17 protein-coding genes are annotated in these 17,071 nt (G+C 75.3%); 5 read left to right on the top strand and 12 right to left on the bottom strand.

The genetic code is table 11. The features are described from left to right. Window positions 1-32: 32 nt before the first annotated feature. The 7 genes from AC07D6_RS04060 to AC07D6_RS04090 form a co-directional block, all read right to left on the bottom strand. Window positions 33-1,664, bottom strand: coding sequence for a catalase (locus tag AC07D6_RS04060; RefSeq protein ID WP_479041785.1), 1,632 nt, complete (start codon window positions 1,662-1,664; stop codon window positions 33-35). Between the two features lie 104 nt (window positions 1,665-1,768). Next, a complete protein-coding gene (locus AC07D6_RS04065) occupies window positions 1,769-2,542 on the bottom strand; it encodes a metallophosphoesterase family protein (protein WP_315879045.1) in 774 nt (257 codons plus the stop codon). Further along, window positions 2,539-2,793 carry a hypothetical protein gene (locus tag AC07D6_RS04070; protein WP_315879046.1) on the bottom strand — a complete coding sequence of 85 codons (255 nt, stop codon included), beginning with the start codon at window positions 2,791-2,793 and terminating at the stop codon, window positions 2,539-2,541. Before AC07D6_RS04070 ends, AC07D6_RS04065 begins: the two co-directional genes overlap by 4 nt. After that, window positions 2,790-3,437 carry a nucleotidyltransferase family protein gene (locus AC07D6_RS04075; protein ID WP_315879047.1) on the bottom strand — a complete coding sequence of 216 codons (648 nt, stop codon included), beginning with the start codon at window positions 3,435-3,437 and terminating at the stop codon, window positions 2,790-2,792. The genes AC07D6_RS04070 and AC07D6_RS04075 overlap by 4 nt, the downstream gene beginning before the upstream one ends. Window positions 3,438-3,541: 104 nt before the next feature. Then, window positions 3,542-4,348, bottom strand: a complete 807-nt coding sequence (locus AC07D6_RS04080) for an amino acid ABC transporter ATP-binding protein (RefSeq protein ID WP_479042328.1) — start codon at window positions 4,346-4,348, stop codon at window positions 3,542-3,544. Window positions 4,349-4,350: 2 nt separating this feature from the next. After that, window positions 4,351-5,181 carry an amino acid ABC transporter permease gene (locus AC07D6_RS04085; RefSeq protein ID WP_479041788.1) on the bottom strand — a complete coding sequence of 277 codons (831 nt, stop codon included), beginning with the start codon at window positions 5,179-5,181 and terminating at the stop codon, window positions 4,351-4,353. Continuing rightward, window positions 5,148-5,981, bottom strand: coding sequence for an ABC transporter substrate-binding protein (locus AC07D6_RS04090; RefSeq protein ID WP_315879049.1), 834 nt, complete (start codon window positions 5,979-5,981; stop codon window positions 5,148-5,150). Before AC07D6_RS04090 ends, AC07D6_RS04085 begins: the two co-directional genes overlap by 34 nt. 237 nt (window positions 5,982-6,218) lie before the next feature. Here AC07D6_RS04090 and AC07D6_RS04095 point away from each other — a divergent pair, with 237 nt between their 5' ends. The 3 genes from AC07D6_RS04095 to AC07D6_RS04105 all read left to right on the top strand — a co-directional run bounded on the left by AC07D6_RS04095 (window position 6,219) and on the right by AC07D6_RS04105 (window position 10,570). Continuing rightward, entirely contained in the window at window positions 6,219-8,201 is a 1,983-nt protein-coding gene (locus AC07D6_RS04095; protein WP_315879063.1) for an NAD-binding protein, read from the top strand. A 97-nt stretch (window positions 8,202-8,298) separates the two neighbouring features. After that, window positions 8,299-8,730 carry a cold shock domain-containing protein gene (locus AC07D6_RS04100; protein ID WP_479041790.1) on the top strand — a complete coding sequence of 144 codons (432 nt, stop codon included), beginning with the start codon at window positions 8,299-8,301 and terminating at the stop codon, window positions 8,728-8,730. A 166-nt stretch (window positions 8,731-8,896) separates the two neighbouring features. After that, window positions 8,897-10,570: a carboxylesterase/lipase family protein gene (locus tag AC07D6_RS04105; protein WP_479041792.1), complete on the top strand. Its 1,674-nt coding sequence runs from the start codon at window positions 8,897-8,899 to the stop codon at window positions 10,568-10,570. Window positions 10,571-10,602: 32 nt separating this feature from the next. Here AC07D6_RS04105 and AC07D6_RS04110 read toward each other — a convergent pair whose 3' ends face one another. Together AC07D6_RS04110 and AC07D6_RS04115 are read right to left on the bottom strand one after the other, a co-directional pair. After that, a complete protein-coding gene (locus AC07D6_RS04110; protein WP_315879052.1) occupies window positions 10,603-10,842 on the bottom strand; it encodes a hypothetical protein in 240 nt (79 codons plus the stop codon). Window positions 10,843-10,897: 55 nt separating this feature from the next. Further along, entirely contained in the window at window positions 10,898-11,377 is a 480-nt protein-coding gene (locus tag AC07D6_RS04115) for an NUDIX hydrolase (protein ID WP_479041794.1), read from the bottom strand. Window positions 11,378-11,429: 52 nt separating this feature from the next. Between AC07D6_RS04115 and AC07D6_RS04120 the strand changes: the two genes are divergently transcribed. After that, entirely contained in the window at window positions 11,430-12,281 is an 852-nt protein-coding gene (locus tag AC07D6_RS04120; protein WP_479041796.1) for a uracil-DNA glycosylase, read from the top strand. Here AC07D6_RS04120 and AC07D6_RS04125 read toward each other — a convergent pair. After that, a complete protein-coding gene (locus AC07D6_RS04125; RefSeq protein WP_479041798.1) occupies window positions 12,271-13,008 on the bottom strand; it encodes a GntR family transcriptional regulator in 738 nt (245 codons plus the stop codon). The genes AC07D6_RS04120 and AC07D6_RS04125 overlap by 11 nt on opposite strands. A 199-nt stretch (window positions 13,009-13,207) precedes the next feature. On the opposite strand from AC07D6_RS04125, the gene AC07D6_RS04130 reads away from it, so the two are divergent. Then, window positions 13,208-14,398, top strand: coding sequence for a zinc-dependent alcohol dehydrogenase (locus AC07D6_RS04130; protein WP_315879056.1), 1,191 nt, complete (start codon window positions 13,208-13,210; stop codon window positions 14,396-14,398). Between the two features lie 12 nt (window positions 14,399-14,410). Here the strand turns inward: AC07D6_RS04130 and AC07D6_RS04135 are convergent, their stop codons facing one another. After that, entirely contained in the window at window positions 14,411-15,826 is a 1,416-nt protein-coding gene (locus AC07D6_RS04135) for an FAD-dependent oxidoreductase (RefSeq protein WP_479041800.1), read from the bottom strand. Between the two features lie 699 nt (window positions 15,827-16,525). Continuing rightward, a complete protein-coding gene (locus AC07D6_RS04140; protein WP_315878550.1) occupies window positions 16,526-17,071 on the bottom strand; it encodes a PadR family transcriptional regulator in 546 nt (181 codons plus the stop codon).

A 17,071-nucleotide genomic window follows, 5' to 3' on the forward strand; every position in this document is an offset into this window, starting at 1 on the left:
CGCTTCACGCGAGGCGGCGCGGGGCGGCGGCGTCAGCGCGAGACGACGAAGCGCTCGTTCGGCACGCAGTGCGTCATCGTCAGGCCGGTCACGTCCCGCGGCGGGTTCTCGCCCAGGTTGGCCAGCCGCTTGCGGTCGTCGTCGGTGAGCGTCTGGTTCGGCAGCGGCTCCAGGCCCGCCACGTCCTTGGGGGCGATGCCGACCCCCTCGCCGACCCGCAGGCCCAGGTCGTTGTCGACCAGCAGGAAGTGCCAGACCATCCGCTCCTGCACGGGCCGGTCGCACTGCTTGAGCGCGTTGCTGAGGTTCAGCACGAGGTCGTCGCGCTCCCACTGCTCCATCAGCTGGTAGCGCTGACCGGCCTGGAGGTAGTCGTTGGTGCGGGGGATGCGCTTGCGGGTGAGGCGCCCGCGGATCTCCGGCCCCTGCTCGTCGTGGGCCGGGTCCGGGGCCTCCCGCAGCCCGCCCATGAGGGACGGCTCGTAGTTGGTGCTCGGGTCCTCCCCGGCGCCGTCCACGTGGTACGTCATCAGGCCGTCGCGCTGGTTGGTGCGCACGTCCGCGTTCTTGGCCTGGTTGACCGGGAGCTGGAGGTAGTTGGGGCCGACCCGGTACCGCTGGGTGTCGCTGTACGAGAACGTCCGGCCCACCAGCATCTTGTCGTCGGAGAAGTCCAGGCCGTCCACGAGCACGCCCGTGCCGAAGGAGATCTGCTCGTTCTCCGCGAAGAAGTTCTCCGGCATCCGGTCGAGCACCATCCGCCCGACCGGCTTCGGGGGGAAGTCCTGCTCCGGCCAGGTCTTCGTGTCGTCCAGCGGGTCGAAGTCGAGCTCCGCGTGCTCGTCGTCCGACATCATCTGGACGAGCAGCTCCCACTCCGGGTGGTCACCGCGCGCGACCGCCTCGTACAGGTCCTTGGTGGCGTGTCCGAGGCCCTGCGCCTGCATGTTCGCGGCGTCCTCCTCGGTCATGCTCCGCACGCCCTGCTTCGGCATCCAGTGGTACTTGACCAGCACCGTCTCGCCCTCGGCGTTCACCCATTTGTACGTGTTGACGCCGAAGCCCTGCATGTGGCGGTAGTCCGACGGGATGCCGCGCGGGCTGAACAGGTTGACGAGCATGTGCATGCTCTCGGGGGTCTGCGCCATGAAGTCGAAGATCCGCCGCGGCTGCTGCTCGAAGGTGACCGGGTCCGGCTTCAGCGCGTGGATCACGTCCGGGAACTTGATCGCGTCCCGGATGAAGAACACGCCCAGGTTGTTGCCGACCAGGTCCCAGTTGCCGTCCTCCGTGTAGAACTTCACGGCGAAGCCGCGCGGGTCGCGCGCCGACTCCGAGGAGTCCCGGCCGCCGATCACCGTCGAGAACCGCACGGCCAGGTCGGTGCGATTGCCGCGCTCCTGGAACAGCTTCGCCCGGGTGAACCGGCTGATCGGCTCGTCGCCCCAGGAGCCGTACGCCTCGAAGTACCCGTAGGCGGTGACGCCGCGGGCGTGGACGACGCGCTCGGGGATGCGCTCCCGGTCGAAGTGGCTGATCTTCTCCAGGAACTGGTAGTTCTCCAGCGTCGCCGGACCGCGGGCGCCGACCGTGCGCTGGTTCTGGTTGTCGTGTACCGGGTGCCCCTGGCGGTTGGTGAGCACCTTCCGGCTGTCGTCCGTCACGATCTCCGGCTCCTCTCAGGATGCGGGACTGCGACTGTCAGATTTATCCGATATGTCGCAATACCCCCGTTACCCATCCGAGGGGTGCCCCTAACCGGACGGACTCAACGGACCCCCGCGCTCGCCGCGCCTCCGGCCAGCGACGTGGGCCGCGTGTGCACCGGCAGGTGGTACACCGCGAAGGCCTGCCCCAGCACCGGCTGCGCCACGTTGCGCACCCGCACCCCGCCGCCGGTCATCCCGTGCTCGCTGCCCATGTGCGCGTGACCGTGCACGGCCAGGTCGGCCCCCGCCCCGTCCACCGCCTCGGCCAGCAGGTAGCTGCCGAGGAACGGGTAGATCTCCAGCGGCTCCCCGGCCAGCGTGTCCGGTACCGGCGAGTAGTGCGTCAGCGCGATCCGCACGGCGCAGTCCTCCTCCCGGAGCGTTCGCAGCGACGCGGCCAGCTCCTCCGCGCACCGCCGGGTGTACCGGATGAACGCCTTCATCTCCGGCTCGCCGAACTCGCCCCCGCTGCGCCCGGCGAACCCGCCGCCGAACCCCTTCGTCCCGGCGACGCCCACCTTCGTCCCGCCGATCCGCAGCACCGTGCCCCGGCCCTCCAGGACGGTGACCCCGACCTCCTCCAGCACGGCCGTCACCTCGTCCTGCTGGTCGCTCTGGTAGTCGTGGTTGCCGAGCACGGCCACCACCGGGACGGGCAGCCCGGCCACCTCGCGGGCCACCACGCGGGCCTCCTCGACCGTGCCGTGCCGGGTCAGGTCCCCGGCGAGCAGCAACAGGTCGGCGCAGTCGCCCAGCGTGTCGAACGCCGGCCGCAACGCGCCGGCGCTCTCGGGGGACAGGTGGATGTCGCCGACGGCGGCTACCCGGATCATGACAGTTCCTCCCGGTGCGTCGGGGCGTCGGAGCAGGCCACCACCAGGTCCTCGTGGAGCGGGAGGCCGGCCAGCTCCTCACGGGCGATGCGCAGGACCTCGCTGCGGCAGGCGTCGCTGGACACCGTCCCGTACAGCATCACGCTCCCGCCGCGCTCCTCGATCCGTACGCCCATCTCGGCGATGTCCTCGCTCGCCAGCCGGTCGCGCAGGTGCGCGATCCGGTACTCGGACGTGTCGGCGCCGCTCATGGGGTCGCCTCCTTCGGCTCGATCACGTTCAGGCGCTCCAGGAGGAACAGGAACGCCTCGGGCATGGGGGAGCCCTCGTTCTCCCGGCGCAGCAGGTCCCAGTCGATCCTCTCCCGCAGCACCCGGGCGATCGGCAGCACGGAACCGAAGTCGCAGTGGTGCTCCGAGAACGCCGCGAGCTGGCTGCCCATGAGGTCCGTCGGCGCCAGGACGGGCATGTGCACCGAGTCGACCGGCAGGACCTGCGCCCGCGCCAGCAGCTCCTGCGTGACCGGGCGGCGGGCCAGCTCGAAGATCAGGTCGATCTCCTCGCCCCGGCACGTGGCCTTGATCAGCCAGTCCTCAGGGGGCTTGCGGACCCGGATGCCCGCGTTCTGCAGTTCGCGCGTGACGGCTTCCTCGTCCTCGCGCAGGATGGCGAAGTCGGTGTCGTGCTGGAGGCTGGCCGGCACGCCGTGGGCGTACGCGGCCACGCTGCCGGCCAGCGCGAACCGGTGCCCGCCCGCCTTCAGGATGCCGGCCACCTGCTTGGTGGCCTCCAGGATCGCCTGCGTGCGGTCCGGCGGCAGCGGCGCCCCACCCGCCACCTCGCCGGGCTCCGGAGCCACGGCGAGGTGGGCGGCCTCGTCAACCTGGTTGTTCACGGTCTCGGCCCCCTTACATCGGACTGGAGGCAACCGGGTACCCCGGGCCCCGGCGCTTTATCCCGCCCGCGGACGATCACGTACGGGCGCGGGCGACCGCCCCGTCAGGGCGCCCGGTCCGCCCGGTCCGCCGCCGACTCGGGGCCGGGCGGGGCGGCGGCGGCCGGGTCCAGGACGCGGGTGAGGAAGTCCCGCGTACGGGCCTCCCGGGGCGCGCCCACCACCTGCGCCGCCGGGCCCTCCTCCACGATCCGGCCGCCGTCCATGAACACCACCCGGTCGGCGACCTCGCGGGCGAAGCTCATCTCGTGCGTGACCACCATCATCGTCATGCCGTCCCGCGCCAGCCCCCGCATCACCGCCAGCACGTCGCCCACCAGCTCGGGGTCGAGCGCCGACGTCGGCTCGTCGAACAGCATCACCTGTGGGTCCATCGCCAGCGCCCGGGCGATCGCCACCCGCTGCTGCTGGCCGCCCGACAGCGTCGCCGGGTACGCGGCGGCCTTCTCCAGGAGGCCGACCCGCTCCAGGTTCCCCCGGGCGACCCGCGCCGCCGCCGTCCCGTCGCGGCCCAGCACCCTGCGCTGCGGCAGCGTCAGGTTCTCCTCCACGGTCAGGTGCGGGAAGAGGTTGAACTGTTGGAAGACCATGCCGATCCGGCGGCGCACCGCGTCGATGTCGACGTCGGGGTCCGTGACCTCCGTACCGCCGACGAGGACCCGCCCCGCCGACGGCTCCTCCAGCAGGTTCACGCAGCGCAGCAGCGTCGACTTGCCCGACCCGGACGGCCCGATGACGCACACGACCTCACCCCGCGCCACCTCCAGGTCGATCCCGCGCAGCACCTCGTGGTCCCCGAACGCCTTGCGCAGCCCCCGGACCTCGATCTCCGCGCTCCCACCCGCGTCCATGCTCACCCGGCCTTCCCGGTACGGGCCTCGAGGCGGCGCACCACGAAGCCCAGCGGAACCGTCACCAGCAGGTAGCACAACCCGGCGACGAGGATCGGCGTCGAGTTGGCCGTCTGGCTGGCCAGGTCCCGGCCGAACTTGGTCAGCTCCCGCTCCTCCAGGGTGACCCCGAGGAACAGCACCAGCGACGAGTCCTTGAACAGCAGCACCAGCTCGTTCGTCAACGGCGGGATCACGATCCGGAACGCCTGCGGGACGACCACCGACGCCATCGCCCGCGCGTGCGAGAACCCCAGCGACCGCGCCGCCTCCATCTGCCCCCTCGGCACCGCCTGGATGCCCGCGCGGATCGTCTCGGCCATGTACGCGGCGGCGACCAGCCCCAGGCCCAGCGCGACCTTCCCGTACGTGCCGCCGGGGATCTCCGCCCCGGGGAACGCCAGCGGCACCGCGACCCCCACGAAGATGAAGATCAGCAGCGCGGGCAAGCCCCGGAAGAACTCGATGTACACCCCGGCGACCCACCGGTACGGCGCGACCGACGACAGCCGCATCAGTGCGATCACCAGGCCCAGCACCAGCCCGAAGACGAAACCCGACGCGGTGTAGACGACCGTGTTGCGCAGCGCCGTGGTGATGATCTGCGGGAACAGCTCGCCGGCGAGGCCCCGCTGCGCGAACTGGTTGCGCAGCCGCTCCCAGTCGGCCACGGCGACGACGGCGGCGACCGCGGCGACGAACACCGCGTACTGGATCCCCCGGGAGACCCGGCGCCGCTGGCGCCTCGTCAGCCGCGAGGTCACGACCCGGCCCCGGGCAGCGGGCCGATCCACTCCTCGTACAGCTTCCGGTACGTGCCGTCGGCCCGGGCGTCCCGGATCGCCCTGTCGATCGCGGCGCGGAGCCTGTCGTTGCCCTTCTTCACCGAGAAGCCGTACTGCTCGCCGGTCTCGATGCTCTCGCCGAGCACGAACGCGGCGGCGTTCGCCCCGTCCTTGAGCCAGCCCCGCACGACGGGGTAGTCGATGACGACCGCGTCGACCTGCCCGGTCCGCAGCCCGTTGAGCACGGCGTCCGAGCTCTCGAACGCGACCGGGTCGAAGCCCCGGCCCTTGGCGTGGCTCTCACCGGTCGTCTCGGCCTGCGCCCCCAGCCGCAGCCCGCGGGCCTTCACCTCCGCCAGGGTCCTCACCCCGCTCTTCTTCGACGCGAGCACCGCCTGCGTGGCGTCGAAGTACGGCACGGAGAAGTCGACGTTCTTCTTGCGCTCCTCGGTGATCGTCATCCCGGCCGCGGCCAGGTCGCACTCGCCGGAGTTGAGGAACGCGCCGGTCTTGAAATTTTCGAACGGCGTGTCGAGGATCTTCTGCTGGACGCCCAGGTCCTCCGCCACCAGGTCGATCAGCGCCACGTCGAACCCGACCACCTTCCCGCCCCGCTCGAACTGGAACGGCGGGTACGGCAGGTGGGTGCAGGTCGTCAGCTTGCCCTTCTCGACCACGGGCACCCCGCCCCTGGCCTCCCCCGGCCCCTCCCCGCCGGACGAGCACCCCGCCGCCGACAACAGCGCCGCCGAGACGGCGGCGACGGCGGGGCGGACACGGGCGCGCTTGCGGCCGGCAGTCGTCGACACGGTGGACCTCCCAGGGGGCGGGGCGGCGGGACGGGGGAGCCGCCGGGCGCGATCGTATGCCACGAAGCTCACCATAAGGCGGATAACGGTACATATCTCCATCCCGGTTCGCGCGCGGCGGCCGGCGCGGTCCTCCGCGGACCCCGCCCCGGCGGACGCGGCCCGGCGGGGCGGCGGCATGCTGGGGACGTGCTTCCGATACCCCAACAGCCCTCGCAGGGGCCCGCGATGGGCCACATGGTCGTCTGCGGCGACGACGCGCTGGCCGACCGCCTCGCGCACGAGCTGAACGACGTGTACCGGGAGCGGGTGACCCTCCTCGTCCCCGGCCGCCCCGCCGCCCCGCGGGACCCGGGCCGCCGCCCCGGCGGCGCCCTCGCCCTGTTCGGCCGCGTCTCCGCCGCCATGGCCCGCCCCGCCGCCGGGGACGGGCGCACGGCGCGGGGAGGGCGCCCCGGCGGGGGGACCGTGCGGGACCGCGTCACCCCGTACGACGCCTCCCCGTACGACACGCTCGGCGGCCGGGGCCCCCGGCGGACCGTCCACGTCGTCGAGGCGGCGGAGGCGGACGAGACGGCGCTCGTCGAGGCCGGCGTCGAACACGCCACCGCGCTCGCCCTGGTCCACGGGGACGACGAGACCAACATCCGCACCGCGCTGCTGGCCCGCCGCCTCAACCCCCGGCTGCGCCTGGTCATCCGCATGTACAACCGCAAGCTCGGCCAGCACCTGGAGCAGCTCCTCGACCAGGCCGCCGCCGTCGCCACGCCCGGCATCGACCCGGAGGTCCTGGACGCCTCCACCACCGTCCTGTCCGACGCCGACACGGCCGCTCCCGCCCTCGCCGCCACCGCCGTCGCCGGTACCAGCAAGATCGTCCACGCGGACGGGCTGCTGCTGCGCGCCGTCGAACGCACCCCTCCCGGCCCCGGGGAGATCGCCGACCCGGGCCTGTGCACCCTCGCCCTGCTGTCGTCCACCGCCACCGACCCGGCCGGCAGCGACGGCACCGACGGCAGCGGCGACCAGGGCCCCCGGCTGCTCCCCGACGACCGGGCCGTCGCCGCCGCCACCGGACGCGGCACCGTCGCCCTGGAAGCCGTCACCTACGCCGGCCCGACGCTTCCCGCGAGCCGGCTGCCCACCCCGTCCGTGCCGTTCGCGTCGCTGTTCTCGCGGCGGCTGCGCTGGTCGATCGCCGGCCTCGCCGGAGCCGTCGCCGCCCTCGCCGTGGCGTCCTGGCTCACCACGGACGATCACCCGCTGCACGCCGCGTACCTCACGCTGCTGGACCTCTTCGCGATCGGCGACCCCGCCCTGGACGCCCCCGTCGAGCGGCAGGTCCTCCAGATGCTCTCCGGGTTCGTCGGGCTGCTCCTGCTGCCGATGCTCGTCGCCGCGCTCCTGGAGGCACTCGGCACCTTCCGCACCGCCACCTCCCTGCGCCGCCCGCCGCGCGGCCTGTCCGGCCACGTCGTCCTGCTCGGCCTCGGCAAGGTCGGCACCCGCGTCCTGACCCGGCTGCGGGAACTGGGCATCCCCGTCGTCTGCGTCGAGGCCGACCCCGACGCGCGGGGCGTCGCCACCGCGCGCCGCCTGCGCGTGCCCGTCGTCCTCGGCGACGTCACCGAGGAGGGCGTCCTGGAGGCCGCGCGCGTCCACAAGGCGCGCTCCCTGCTCGCCCTGACGAGCCTCGACATCACCAACCTGGAGGCCGTCCTGTACGCCCGCTCCGTCCGCCCGGACCTGCGCGTGGTGCTGCGGCTGTACGACGACGACATCGCGACCGCCGTGTACCGGACCCTGCGTGCCGCGCACCCCGGGGCGCTCACCCGCAGCCGCAGCGTCTCCCACCTGGCCGCCCCCGCCTTCGCCGGTGCCATGATGGGCCGCCAGGTCCTGGGCGCCATCCCCGTGGAGCGGCGCGTCCTGCTGTTCGCCGCGGTCGTCGTCGCCGGCCACCCCGAGCTGGAGGGCCGTACCGTCGCCGAGGCGTTCCGGCCCGGCGCCTGGCGGGTGATCGCCCTGGACCCGAGCGCGCCCGGCGAGCGGCGCGTCGACCTGGCCGCCGTGCACCACGCCGCCGAGGACGGGCGCACCGGCCTGGTGTGGGACCTCCACCCCGGCTACGTGCTGCGCCCCGAGGACCGCGTCGTGCTCGCCGCGACCCGTCGGGGCCTGGCCCAGCTGCTCGGCCGGGGCGGAGCGGCCACCCCCTGACGGCGGCCGCGCGGCGGGTCACTAGGGTGGCCCCGGCCCCCGGCCCGGCCGCGACGGCGGTGGCCGGCGGGAAGCGGCGAGGTGTGGAGGAACGGCTGTGCTGATGATGGGGAAGATCCTGCGGTTCGACGAGGTGCGGGGCTACGGCTTCATCGTGCCCCGCGAGGGCGGCGAGGACGTCTTCATGCACGCGAACGACCTGGTGGACGAGAAGTACCTCTACCAGGCGGGACGTGAGGTGGAGTTCTACCTGGAGATGGGCGACAAGGGCCCCAAGGCGTCGGAGATCCGCCTCGTGGACCGCTCCGCCCGCCGCGCGCCCGCCGTGCGCCCGGACCGGGACGCCGACCCGGACGGCCTCGACGACCTCGACGACGACACCCTGGACGTCCTCACCACCGCCGAGTTCCGGACCGAGCTGACCGAGGCCCTCATCGAGGCGGACGGGACCTTGACCGCCGCCCAGCTCAAGCGGGTCCGCACCCGCGTCCTGGAGCTCGCCCGCGACCACGGCTGGGTCGAGGCGTAGCCGGCCTCCCCGCGCGGCGGCAGGCCGCCGGCCCGCGGCCCGGACCACCGGGTCCGGCCCGCGGCCCGGACCACCGCCCCGGCCACCGTCCTGGCCCGCGGGTGTTGCGGTCGCCCGGTTTCGTGGAACACATGCCGCCGGAGGCGCGAGGCATCGGTGCGCCGGCATGCGGGAGGACGAGGCGATGCGCGGCAGGCGGAAGGACGGGACCGGGGTCCGGTGGCGGGCGGCGGTGGCGGGCGCCGCGCTGGCGACGGCGGTCACGGCGGCGGTGGTGCCGCCGGCGCCCGGCCGCCCCGGGGACGGCACCGGCACCGCCCCCGGGGACGGGACGGCGCGCACCGAGTCGGGCCAGGTGCGGGGCGTCCGCTCGCGGGACCACACGGTCTTCTACGGGATCCCCTACGCGGGACCGCCCACGGGGGCGCACCGCTGGGCCCCGCCCCGGCCGCCCGTCCGCTGGTCCGGGGTGCGGGACGCCACGCGGCCGGGGCCGCTGTGCCCGCAGGTGCCGTCCTCGTACGCGCCGATCTCCAGCGAGGAGGAGGACTGCCTCGTCCTCAACGTGACCACGCCGCCCCGGGCCGCCCGCCGTCCGGCGCCCGTGCTCGTGTGGATCCACGGCGACGGGGCGGTGGGCGGCGGCGCGTTCTTCGACGGGCGCCGCCTCGCCGACCGGGGCCTGGTCGTGGTGACCGTCAACTACCGGATGGGCGTCTTCGGCGGACTGGCGCTGCCGGGCCTGGAGAGCGCCGGGACGTTCGGCCTGCAGGACCAGCGGGCGGCGCTGGCGTGGGTCCGGCGCAACGCCGCGGCGTTCGGCGGCGACCCGGCGAACGTGACGGTGGCGGGCGTCTCGTTCGGTGCCGCCGCCATCGCCGGGCACCTCGTGTCGCCCGCTTCCCGGGGCCTGTTCGACCGGGCCGTGATGGCGAGCGGCGAGGGCATGATGGACATGCCGGCCGGGACCATGGGTCCGGGCGTGCCGGGATATCCGTGGTACGTGTGGCGCTCCGGCCGCGAGATGGAGGACATCACCGCCGCGATGACCGCCCCGCTCGGCTGCGGCGGCCGGGACCCCGACCGCACCCTGCGGTGCCTGAGGGCCCTGCCGGTGAGGCGGATCCTCCAGGTGCCGCACATCATGAACGCCTTCCAGGCGTTCGGGTACGGCAACGCCACCCTGCCGGAACCGCCCCCCGAGGCGCTGCGCGCCGGCCGGTTCCACCGGGTGCCCGTGCTGTCCGGCGCGACGCGCGACGAGCACCGCACCTTCGTCGGGATGCTCTACGACGCGGTGGGGAAGCCGTTCACCGAGGCGGACTACCACCGGTCGCTGCGCACCGCGTTCGGCTCGCACGCGCGGCGCGTCCTGGCCGCGTACCCGGCCGACCGCTTCCCCTCGCCGGCCCTCGCCTGGGCGACGGTGGTCACCGACCGCATGTGGGCGCGCGGCACCGAGGCGCAGCACCGCGCGCTCGGCCGCCACGTGCCCACGTACGCCTACGAGTTCGCCGACCGGGAGGCCCCGATGTTCCTGCCGCTGCCCGGGCGGTTCGACTTCGGCGCGTACCACGCGGGGGACCTGCCCTACCTGTTCGAGGACGACGAGGTGGAAGCGCGGTTCACCCCGGCGCAGCGGCGGCTGTCCGCGACGATGACCGCGTACTGGGCGGCGTTCGCCCGGAACGGCGACCCCAACGCGCCCGGCCTGCCCGGATGGCGTCCGTACCGGCCGGGCGACCGTCCGGCGTACACCCAGTCGCTGGCGCCGGACCGGATCGGCCCGGTCGACTACCGCCGCGAGCACCGCCTGGACTTCTGGTCCCGCCTGCCCTGACCGGCCCGCTCCGGGCCGCCCGGGGCGGCGCCCTACGGCGGCTCGGACGCCGCGTCGTCGCGCAGCCCGGCCGCCAGCCGCAGCAGCCGCGCCTCGTTCCCCGCCAGGCCCGCCCGGCGCAGCGCCTCGTCGGCCTCTGCCATGGGCGAGGCCAGGTACGCCCCCGCCATGGGCGCGAGGCCCGGGTCGGACAGGACGGCCCGGGCGGTCTCCACCAGGCGGAGGTAGGCCTGTGCCGCCGCGCGTTCGGACACCGTGGGGGTGGTGGTCATCTCTCGCTCCCTGTCGACGGGTCGGTGCCCCCACTCTCGCGCACGGCACTGACACTCACGGCGCGCCCCGGCCGCGCAGGTGCTCCACCAGCCGCTCCACGAACACGCGCTGGCCGGCCACCAACCGCCCGGCCGCCTCCTCCGGCGTGCACCAGGCGACCCGGTCCACCTCCGGGAACGTCCGCGTCACGCCCGACCCGCGCGGCCACTCCATGGCGAACGTCCCCGGCACCACCAGCGCCGGATCCAGGTCGCCCTCCACGGCCCACACCGTGACCACCTTGCCGCCCGCCTGCCGCGCCTCCCCGAGCGGCACGGGCTCGCCGTCCGGCACGGGCAGGCCCAGCTCCTCGGTGAACTCGCGACGGGCGGCCGCCAGCGCCGTCTCGTCGTCCGCGTACTCGCCCTTCGGGACCGTCCACGCCCCCGCGTCCCGCGCCGCCCAGTAGGGGCCGCCCATGTGCGCGAGGAGCACCTCCGGCCGGCCGCCGGACGTACGGAACACCAGCAGCCCCGCGCTGCGCCTGACCACCATGCCCGCCAGTCTGCCCGCCGCGCCCGGCCGTGCCGCGCTACCGTCGGCCGGTATGGGACAGGACCACCCCGACAGCCCCGCCCCGCCCGGCCGCCCCGACAGCCCCGGCGCACCTGGCCGCCCCGACAGCCCCGGCGCACCCGGCGGCCCGGACGACCCCGCCTTCCCCGCCCGTACGGCGCCGGAGGCCCCGTCGCTCGACCGCCTCGACGCGGCCGTGGTCCGCTGCCGGGCCTGCCCGCGCCTGGTCGAGTGGCGCGAGCGGATCGGCCGCGAGGGGCGCCGCGCGTACACCGGCTGGGACTACTGGGCCCGCCCCGTCCCCGGCTTCGGCCCGAACGACGCGGCGCTGCTCGTCGTCGGCCTGGCCCCCGCGGCGCACGGCGGCAACCGCACGGGCCGCATGTTCACCGGCGACCGCTCCGGCGACGTGCTGTACGCCGCGCTGCACCGCCTCGGCCTCGCCAGCCGGGCCGAGGCGACCTCCCGCGACGACGGGCTGCGCCTGTACGGGGTGCGGGTCACCGCCCCCGTGCACTGCGCACCGCCCGACAACCGGCCCACCCCGGGGGAGCGCGACACCTGCCGTCCCTGGCTGGCCGGGGAGCTGGACCTGCTGCGGCCCACCGTCCGCGCCCTGGTCGTCCTGGGCGCGTTCGGCTGGCAGGCGGTCCTCCCGGCGCTCGCCGCGGCGGGCTGGTCGGTGCCGCGCCCGAGGCCCCGGTTCGCGCACGGCGCCCGCGTGCGGCTCCCCGCCGCCGGCGGCGGGCCGGACCTGGAGGTGTTCGGCTGCTACCACGTCAGCCAGCGCAACACGTTCACCGGCCTGCTCACCCCGGACATGCTGACGGACGTCCTGGGCGCCGCCGCCCGCGCCGCAGGACTGCCGGCGGCTACGCCGTGAACTCGTAGGTGAGCGGCGCCGACCGCGGGGCGAAGCGGATGTCCGTCACCTCCAGCACGTGGCCGTGCTGGTCCTGCACCTCCCGGTGCACCGTCAGGTACGCGGCGGCCCCGGGCAGGCCCACCCCGATCGACTCGCGGCGCGTCAGCCGCAGCCCCGCCCGGTGCATCCACCGGTACGCCGGCCGCAGGTCCGGGCGGTGCCCCGGCCGGGCCTCCGCCCGCCGGTAGCGCCCCAGTTCGGGCACCTCGGCCAGCGCGTACCGGGAGAAGCGGGAGACCGCCCCGTGCTCCAGCGCGCCGTCCGGGCCCAGCACCCGGTGCCGGTGGACGAGCGTCGGCTCGCCGGGCAGCAGCCCCAGCAGCTCCGCCGTCGCGCCGGGCGCCGGCTCCCAGCCGAGTGCCGCCTCCACCACCCGGTCCGGCCCGCTCCCCGCGACGGGGAACTCCAGCAGCCCGGGCGCCAGCACGGGCCCCGGTCCGGCCGCCGCCGGTTCCGCCGGGGCGGCGTACGTGCCGCGCCGCTCCGTGACCACCAGCCCTTCGTCGCGCAGCAGCCGCAGCGCGTTGCGCACGGTCTGCCGGTTCACCCCGAAGCGGTGCACCAGGGACCGCTCGGACGGGAGCCGGGCGCCCGGCGCGAACCGTCCCCCGGCGAGGTCGTCGCGGAGCGCGGCCGCGACCTGGAGGTAGAGCGGGAGTGCCGTGGAGGCGTGGGGCTCAGCCATGTTCAACCCTCAAATTTCGCTCAGCGTAGCCGTGTGAGCCGTGTCGGTGAGCGCATCCTTATCATTGGTCTAAACCTCTTGGGAAGTCGGGCCCCGGCATTCCCGCCCACTCCCGGCGAACTCTGGCCGAAACGGATTCGCCCCGGTGCCCCTCGGGTACCCGGCCACGGCCATGCACCGAGGGAAGGAGAAGGCCGCCATGAAGGCCGTCACCTGGCACGGAAAGCGCGACGTCCGCGTGGACGAGGTCCCGGACCCGCGCATCGAGCAGCCCACGGACGCGGTCGTGCGCGTCACCTCCACCGGGCTGTGCGGGTCCGACCTCCACCTCTACGAGGTCTTCGGCCCCTTCATGACGCCCGGCGACGTCCTGGGCCACGAACCCATCGGCATCGTCGAGGAGGTCGGCCCCGAGGTGACCGGCCTCCGCCCCGGCGACCGCGTCGTGGTCCCCTTCCAGATCGCCTGCGGCCACTGCTGGATGTGCGCCCGCGGCCTGCCCACCCAGTGCGAGACCACCCAGGTCTCCGAGGAGGGCATGGGCGCCGCGCTGTTCGGGTACTCCCGGCTCTACGGCTCCGTGCCCGGCGCCCAGGCCGAGTACCTGCGCGTCCCGCAGGCGCAGTACGGGCCGATCAAGGTCCCCGAGGGCCCGCCCGACGACCGGTTCCTCTACCTCTCCGACGTGCTGCCGACCGCCTGGCAGGCCGTCCGGTACGCCGACGTGCCGCCCGGGGGCTCCCTCGTGGTCCTCGGCCTCGGCCCGATCGGCGAGATGTGCTGCCGCGTCGCCCTCCACCAGGGCGTGGAACGGGTCATCGGCATCGACCTCGTGCCGGAGCGCCTCGACCGCGCCCGCCTGCGCGGCGTGGAGGTCTTCGACCTCACCGCCCACGACGGGCAGGACGAGCTGGTCGCCGCCGTCCGGGAGGCCACCGGCGGACGCGGCCCGGACTCCGTCGTCGACGCCGTGGGCACCGAGGCGCACGGCAGCCCGGTCGCCAAGGCGCAGCAGCAGGTCGCCGGGCTCCTCCCGCGCCCCTGGGCGGCCCGGCTCCACCAGAAGGCCGGCGCCGACCGGCTCGCCGCGCTGTACCTGGCGATCGACCTCGTACGGCGCGGCGGCACCATCTCCCTCAGCGGCGTCTACGGCGGCGCCGCCGACCCGCTGCCCATGCTCACCCTCTTCGACAAGCAGGTCCAGTTGCGCATGGGCCAGGCCAACGTCCGCCGCTGGACCGACGAGATCCTGCCGCTCCTCACCGACGACGACCCCCTCGGGGTGGACACCTTCGCCACCCACCACCTGCCGCTCTCCGACGCGCCGCACGCCTACCAGATGTTCCAGCGCAAGGAGGACGGCGTGAGCAAGGTCGTCATGCGGCCCTGAGCCGGCGCCCCGTCAGCCCTCGGCGGGGTCCCGCCACAGGGGCGGCGCTTCCAGGGGCTCCGGCTCCGGCCGGAACAGCACGGCCCGCGCCACCCGGGGCGCGAACAGCGCGGTCAGCGGCTTCGTCAGGGACAGCACCGGGCGGAACACCGCGTCGACCTCGGGGACGCCGCCCGCCCGCCGCTGCACACGGGCCACGTACCACCCGACGGGCCGGTCCAGGAGGGTGGGGCGGGCCGCGTCGCCGACCGCGCCCGGCATCTGCTTGTCCGCGCCCGCCGAGATGTCCCACGCCTGCCGCGACGCCCGGAACAGCGCGCGCTGCACCCGCAGCGTCGTCGGTGTGCGCCGCCGGTCCGCGAGGGCGTCGCGCAGGGCGACCGCCGCCAGCGCCGCGACCGCCATGCCCTGCCCGTAGATCGGGTTGAAGGTGCACAGGGCGTCGCCCGTGACGAGGAAGCCCGCCGGGCGGCGGCCGGGGCGGTCGTAGCGGTGCCGTACGTTCGCGGTGGCGCGGAAGCCGTACACCGGCGAGACCGGTTCGGCCTTGGCCAGCCACTCGCGCAGCACCGGGTGCGGCAGCCGCCCCGCGAACTCCTCGAACGCCGCCCCGTCGCCGGGCGGTTCCTGGCCGCGCAGCCCGGACAGGGTGACGAGGAACCGGCCGTCCTCGACGGGCAGCGCCACCCCGCCGTACGTGTGGCGGGGGTTCGGGACGACGAAGTAGCCGGCCGCGTCGGTGTCGTCGCCGTGCCGGTCGTGCCGGTAGAGCCGCGTCGCGTAGGCGAGGCCCGTGTCGATGGTCTCCGTGCGCGGCGGCTCCGCGCCGAGCGCGGCCAGCCACCGCGACGCCCGCGAGCCCCGCCCCGAGGCGTCCACCACCAGGTCGGCGCCGATCGGGCGCGGTTCCCCGCCCCGGCCGGCGCCGCGCTCGCGCACCAGGACGCCCCGTACGCGCGCGGCGTCCCCGGTCAGACCCACGACCTCCGTCCCCTGCACGGCCGTGACGCGCGGGTCGGCCAGCACCCGGCGCCGGATCGCCTGCTCGACCAGCGGCCGGGACGCGGTGAGGATGCGCACCACGGCGGCCCTGCGCCGGTACCAGCCCCCGGCCTGCCACTGCACCACGTCCTCGGGCATCCCCAGGTGCGGGGCGCCGTCGGCCAGCAACTCGTCCACGACGCCCGGCAGCAGCCGGTCCAGCGCCTGCCGGCCGCCCTCCAGCAGCACGTGCAGGTGCCGCCCCTGCGGCACGCCCGCGCGCGGCTCGGCCTCCTCGGGGAAGCGGTCCCGTTCGACGACGGTGACCCGCTCGGCGTGGTCCGCGAGCGCCCTGGCCGCGAGGAGCCCGGCGATGCTGCCGCCGATCACCACCGCGTGGCGCGTCCCGCTCCCCGCCTCACGGCCGCTGCCCAACCCGTCGGTCATGTCCGCCCCTTCGCGTCGACGTCCTGTGGCGGACCAGTATCCACGCCGGGCCGGGGCGGAGGTGCCCGGTGCGGGGGACACGGCTCCGTCGAGGGGTCCGGGCCACGCGCCGCCGTGGAGGCCGCGCTCGATCCGCCGGCCCGGGCCCACCCCGCAGCCCGGCCCCGCGGCGCGGCCGGTGGGAGAGGGCGGGTCCGTTCCGGGGCGGCGGACCCGCCGGCTCCGTCACTCCCGCCCGGGCCTTCACTCGAACGGGTGAGGGTCGTCGGCCGGAACGGCGCGCGGCCGGGGCCTGCGGCGCGACGGCCCGCAGGGGTGGCTCCGGCGTCCGCCCCGGCCTCCGCTCCACGGCCGACGCGTCGTCGTTCGGGACGAACCGCCCACCGCCCCGGCGGTCGCGGTCCCCTCCCGGCGCGCCCGCCGGACCGTCGCCCGGAACCTCGTGGTCACCGGCGCCCCCATCAACGCCCCGGCCGGGGCGCCGATGCGGGCGCCGGGCGCGGCCGGCACGCGGGCTCCACGGACCTGGCCGCCCCCACGGGCCGCGCCCGCCGCGCGGGTCCGCCCCGCGGGGGCCGCGGCGCCCGACCCGCACGGGCCGGCCCCTCCGGGCGGGTCAGGCCGGACCCGTACGCCCCGGCCGGGCACCGCAGGTCCCGGTGGACCGCCCGCGGTGGTCGCGCCGCGGGAGAGCGGTGCTCACCGGCGGTCGAGGGCGTCCAGGCCCTCCAGCGCCTCCGTCAGCCACGCCACCCAGAACCGCTCCAGCTCGACCCCGCCCCGCAGCACCAGGTGCCGCAGCCGGTCCGCCTCCGTGTCCCGCTCCGGCGGGAACTGCCGCCGCTCCATCTCCAGGTACTCGTCCAACTGCGCCTGGTGGAGGTCCCGATGGCGGCGCAGCTCGTCCGCCATGCCCTCCGTGCCCACCACGGCCGCGGCGCGCAGGCGCAGCAGCAGCGCGCTGCGGATCGGCTTCGGGTCCTCGGTCCGTCGCGTCCAGTCGGCCAGCTCCGCCCGGCCGGCGGGCAGCACCTCGTACTCCTTCTTCTGCCCGCGGACGGGCGTCGCCGGGGCGGGCAGGGCGCGGATCAGCCCCGCCTGCTCCAGCTTCCCCAACTCCCGGTAGATCTGCTGGTGGGTCGCCGACCAGAAGTAGCCGATCGACCGGTCGAAGCGCCGGGTCAGTTCGAGACCCGAGGACGGCTTCTCGAGCAGAGCGGTGAGGATCGCGTGCGGGAGTGACAT

This window comes from Streptomyces sp. NPDC045287 (genome assembly GCF_056432325.1).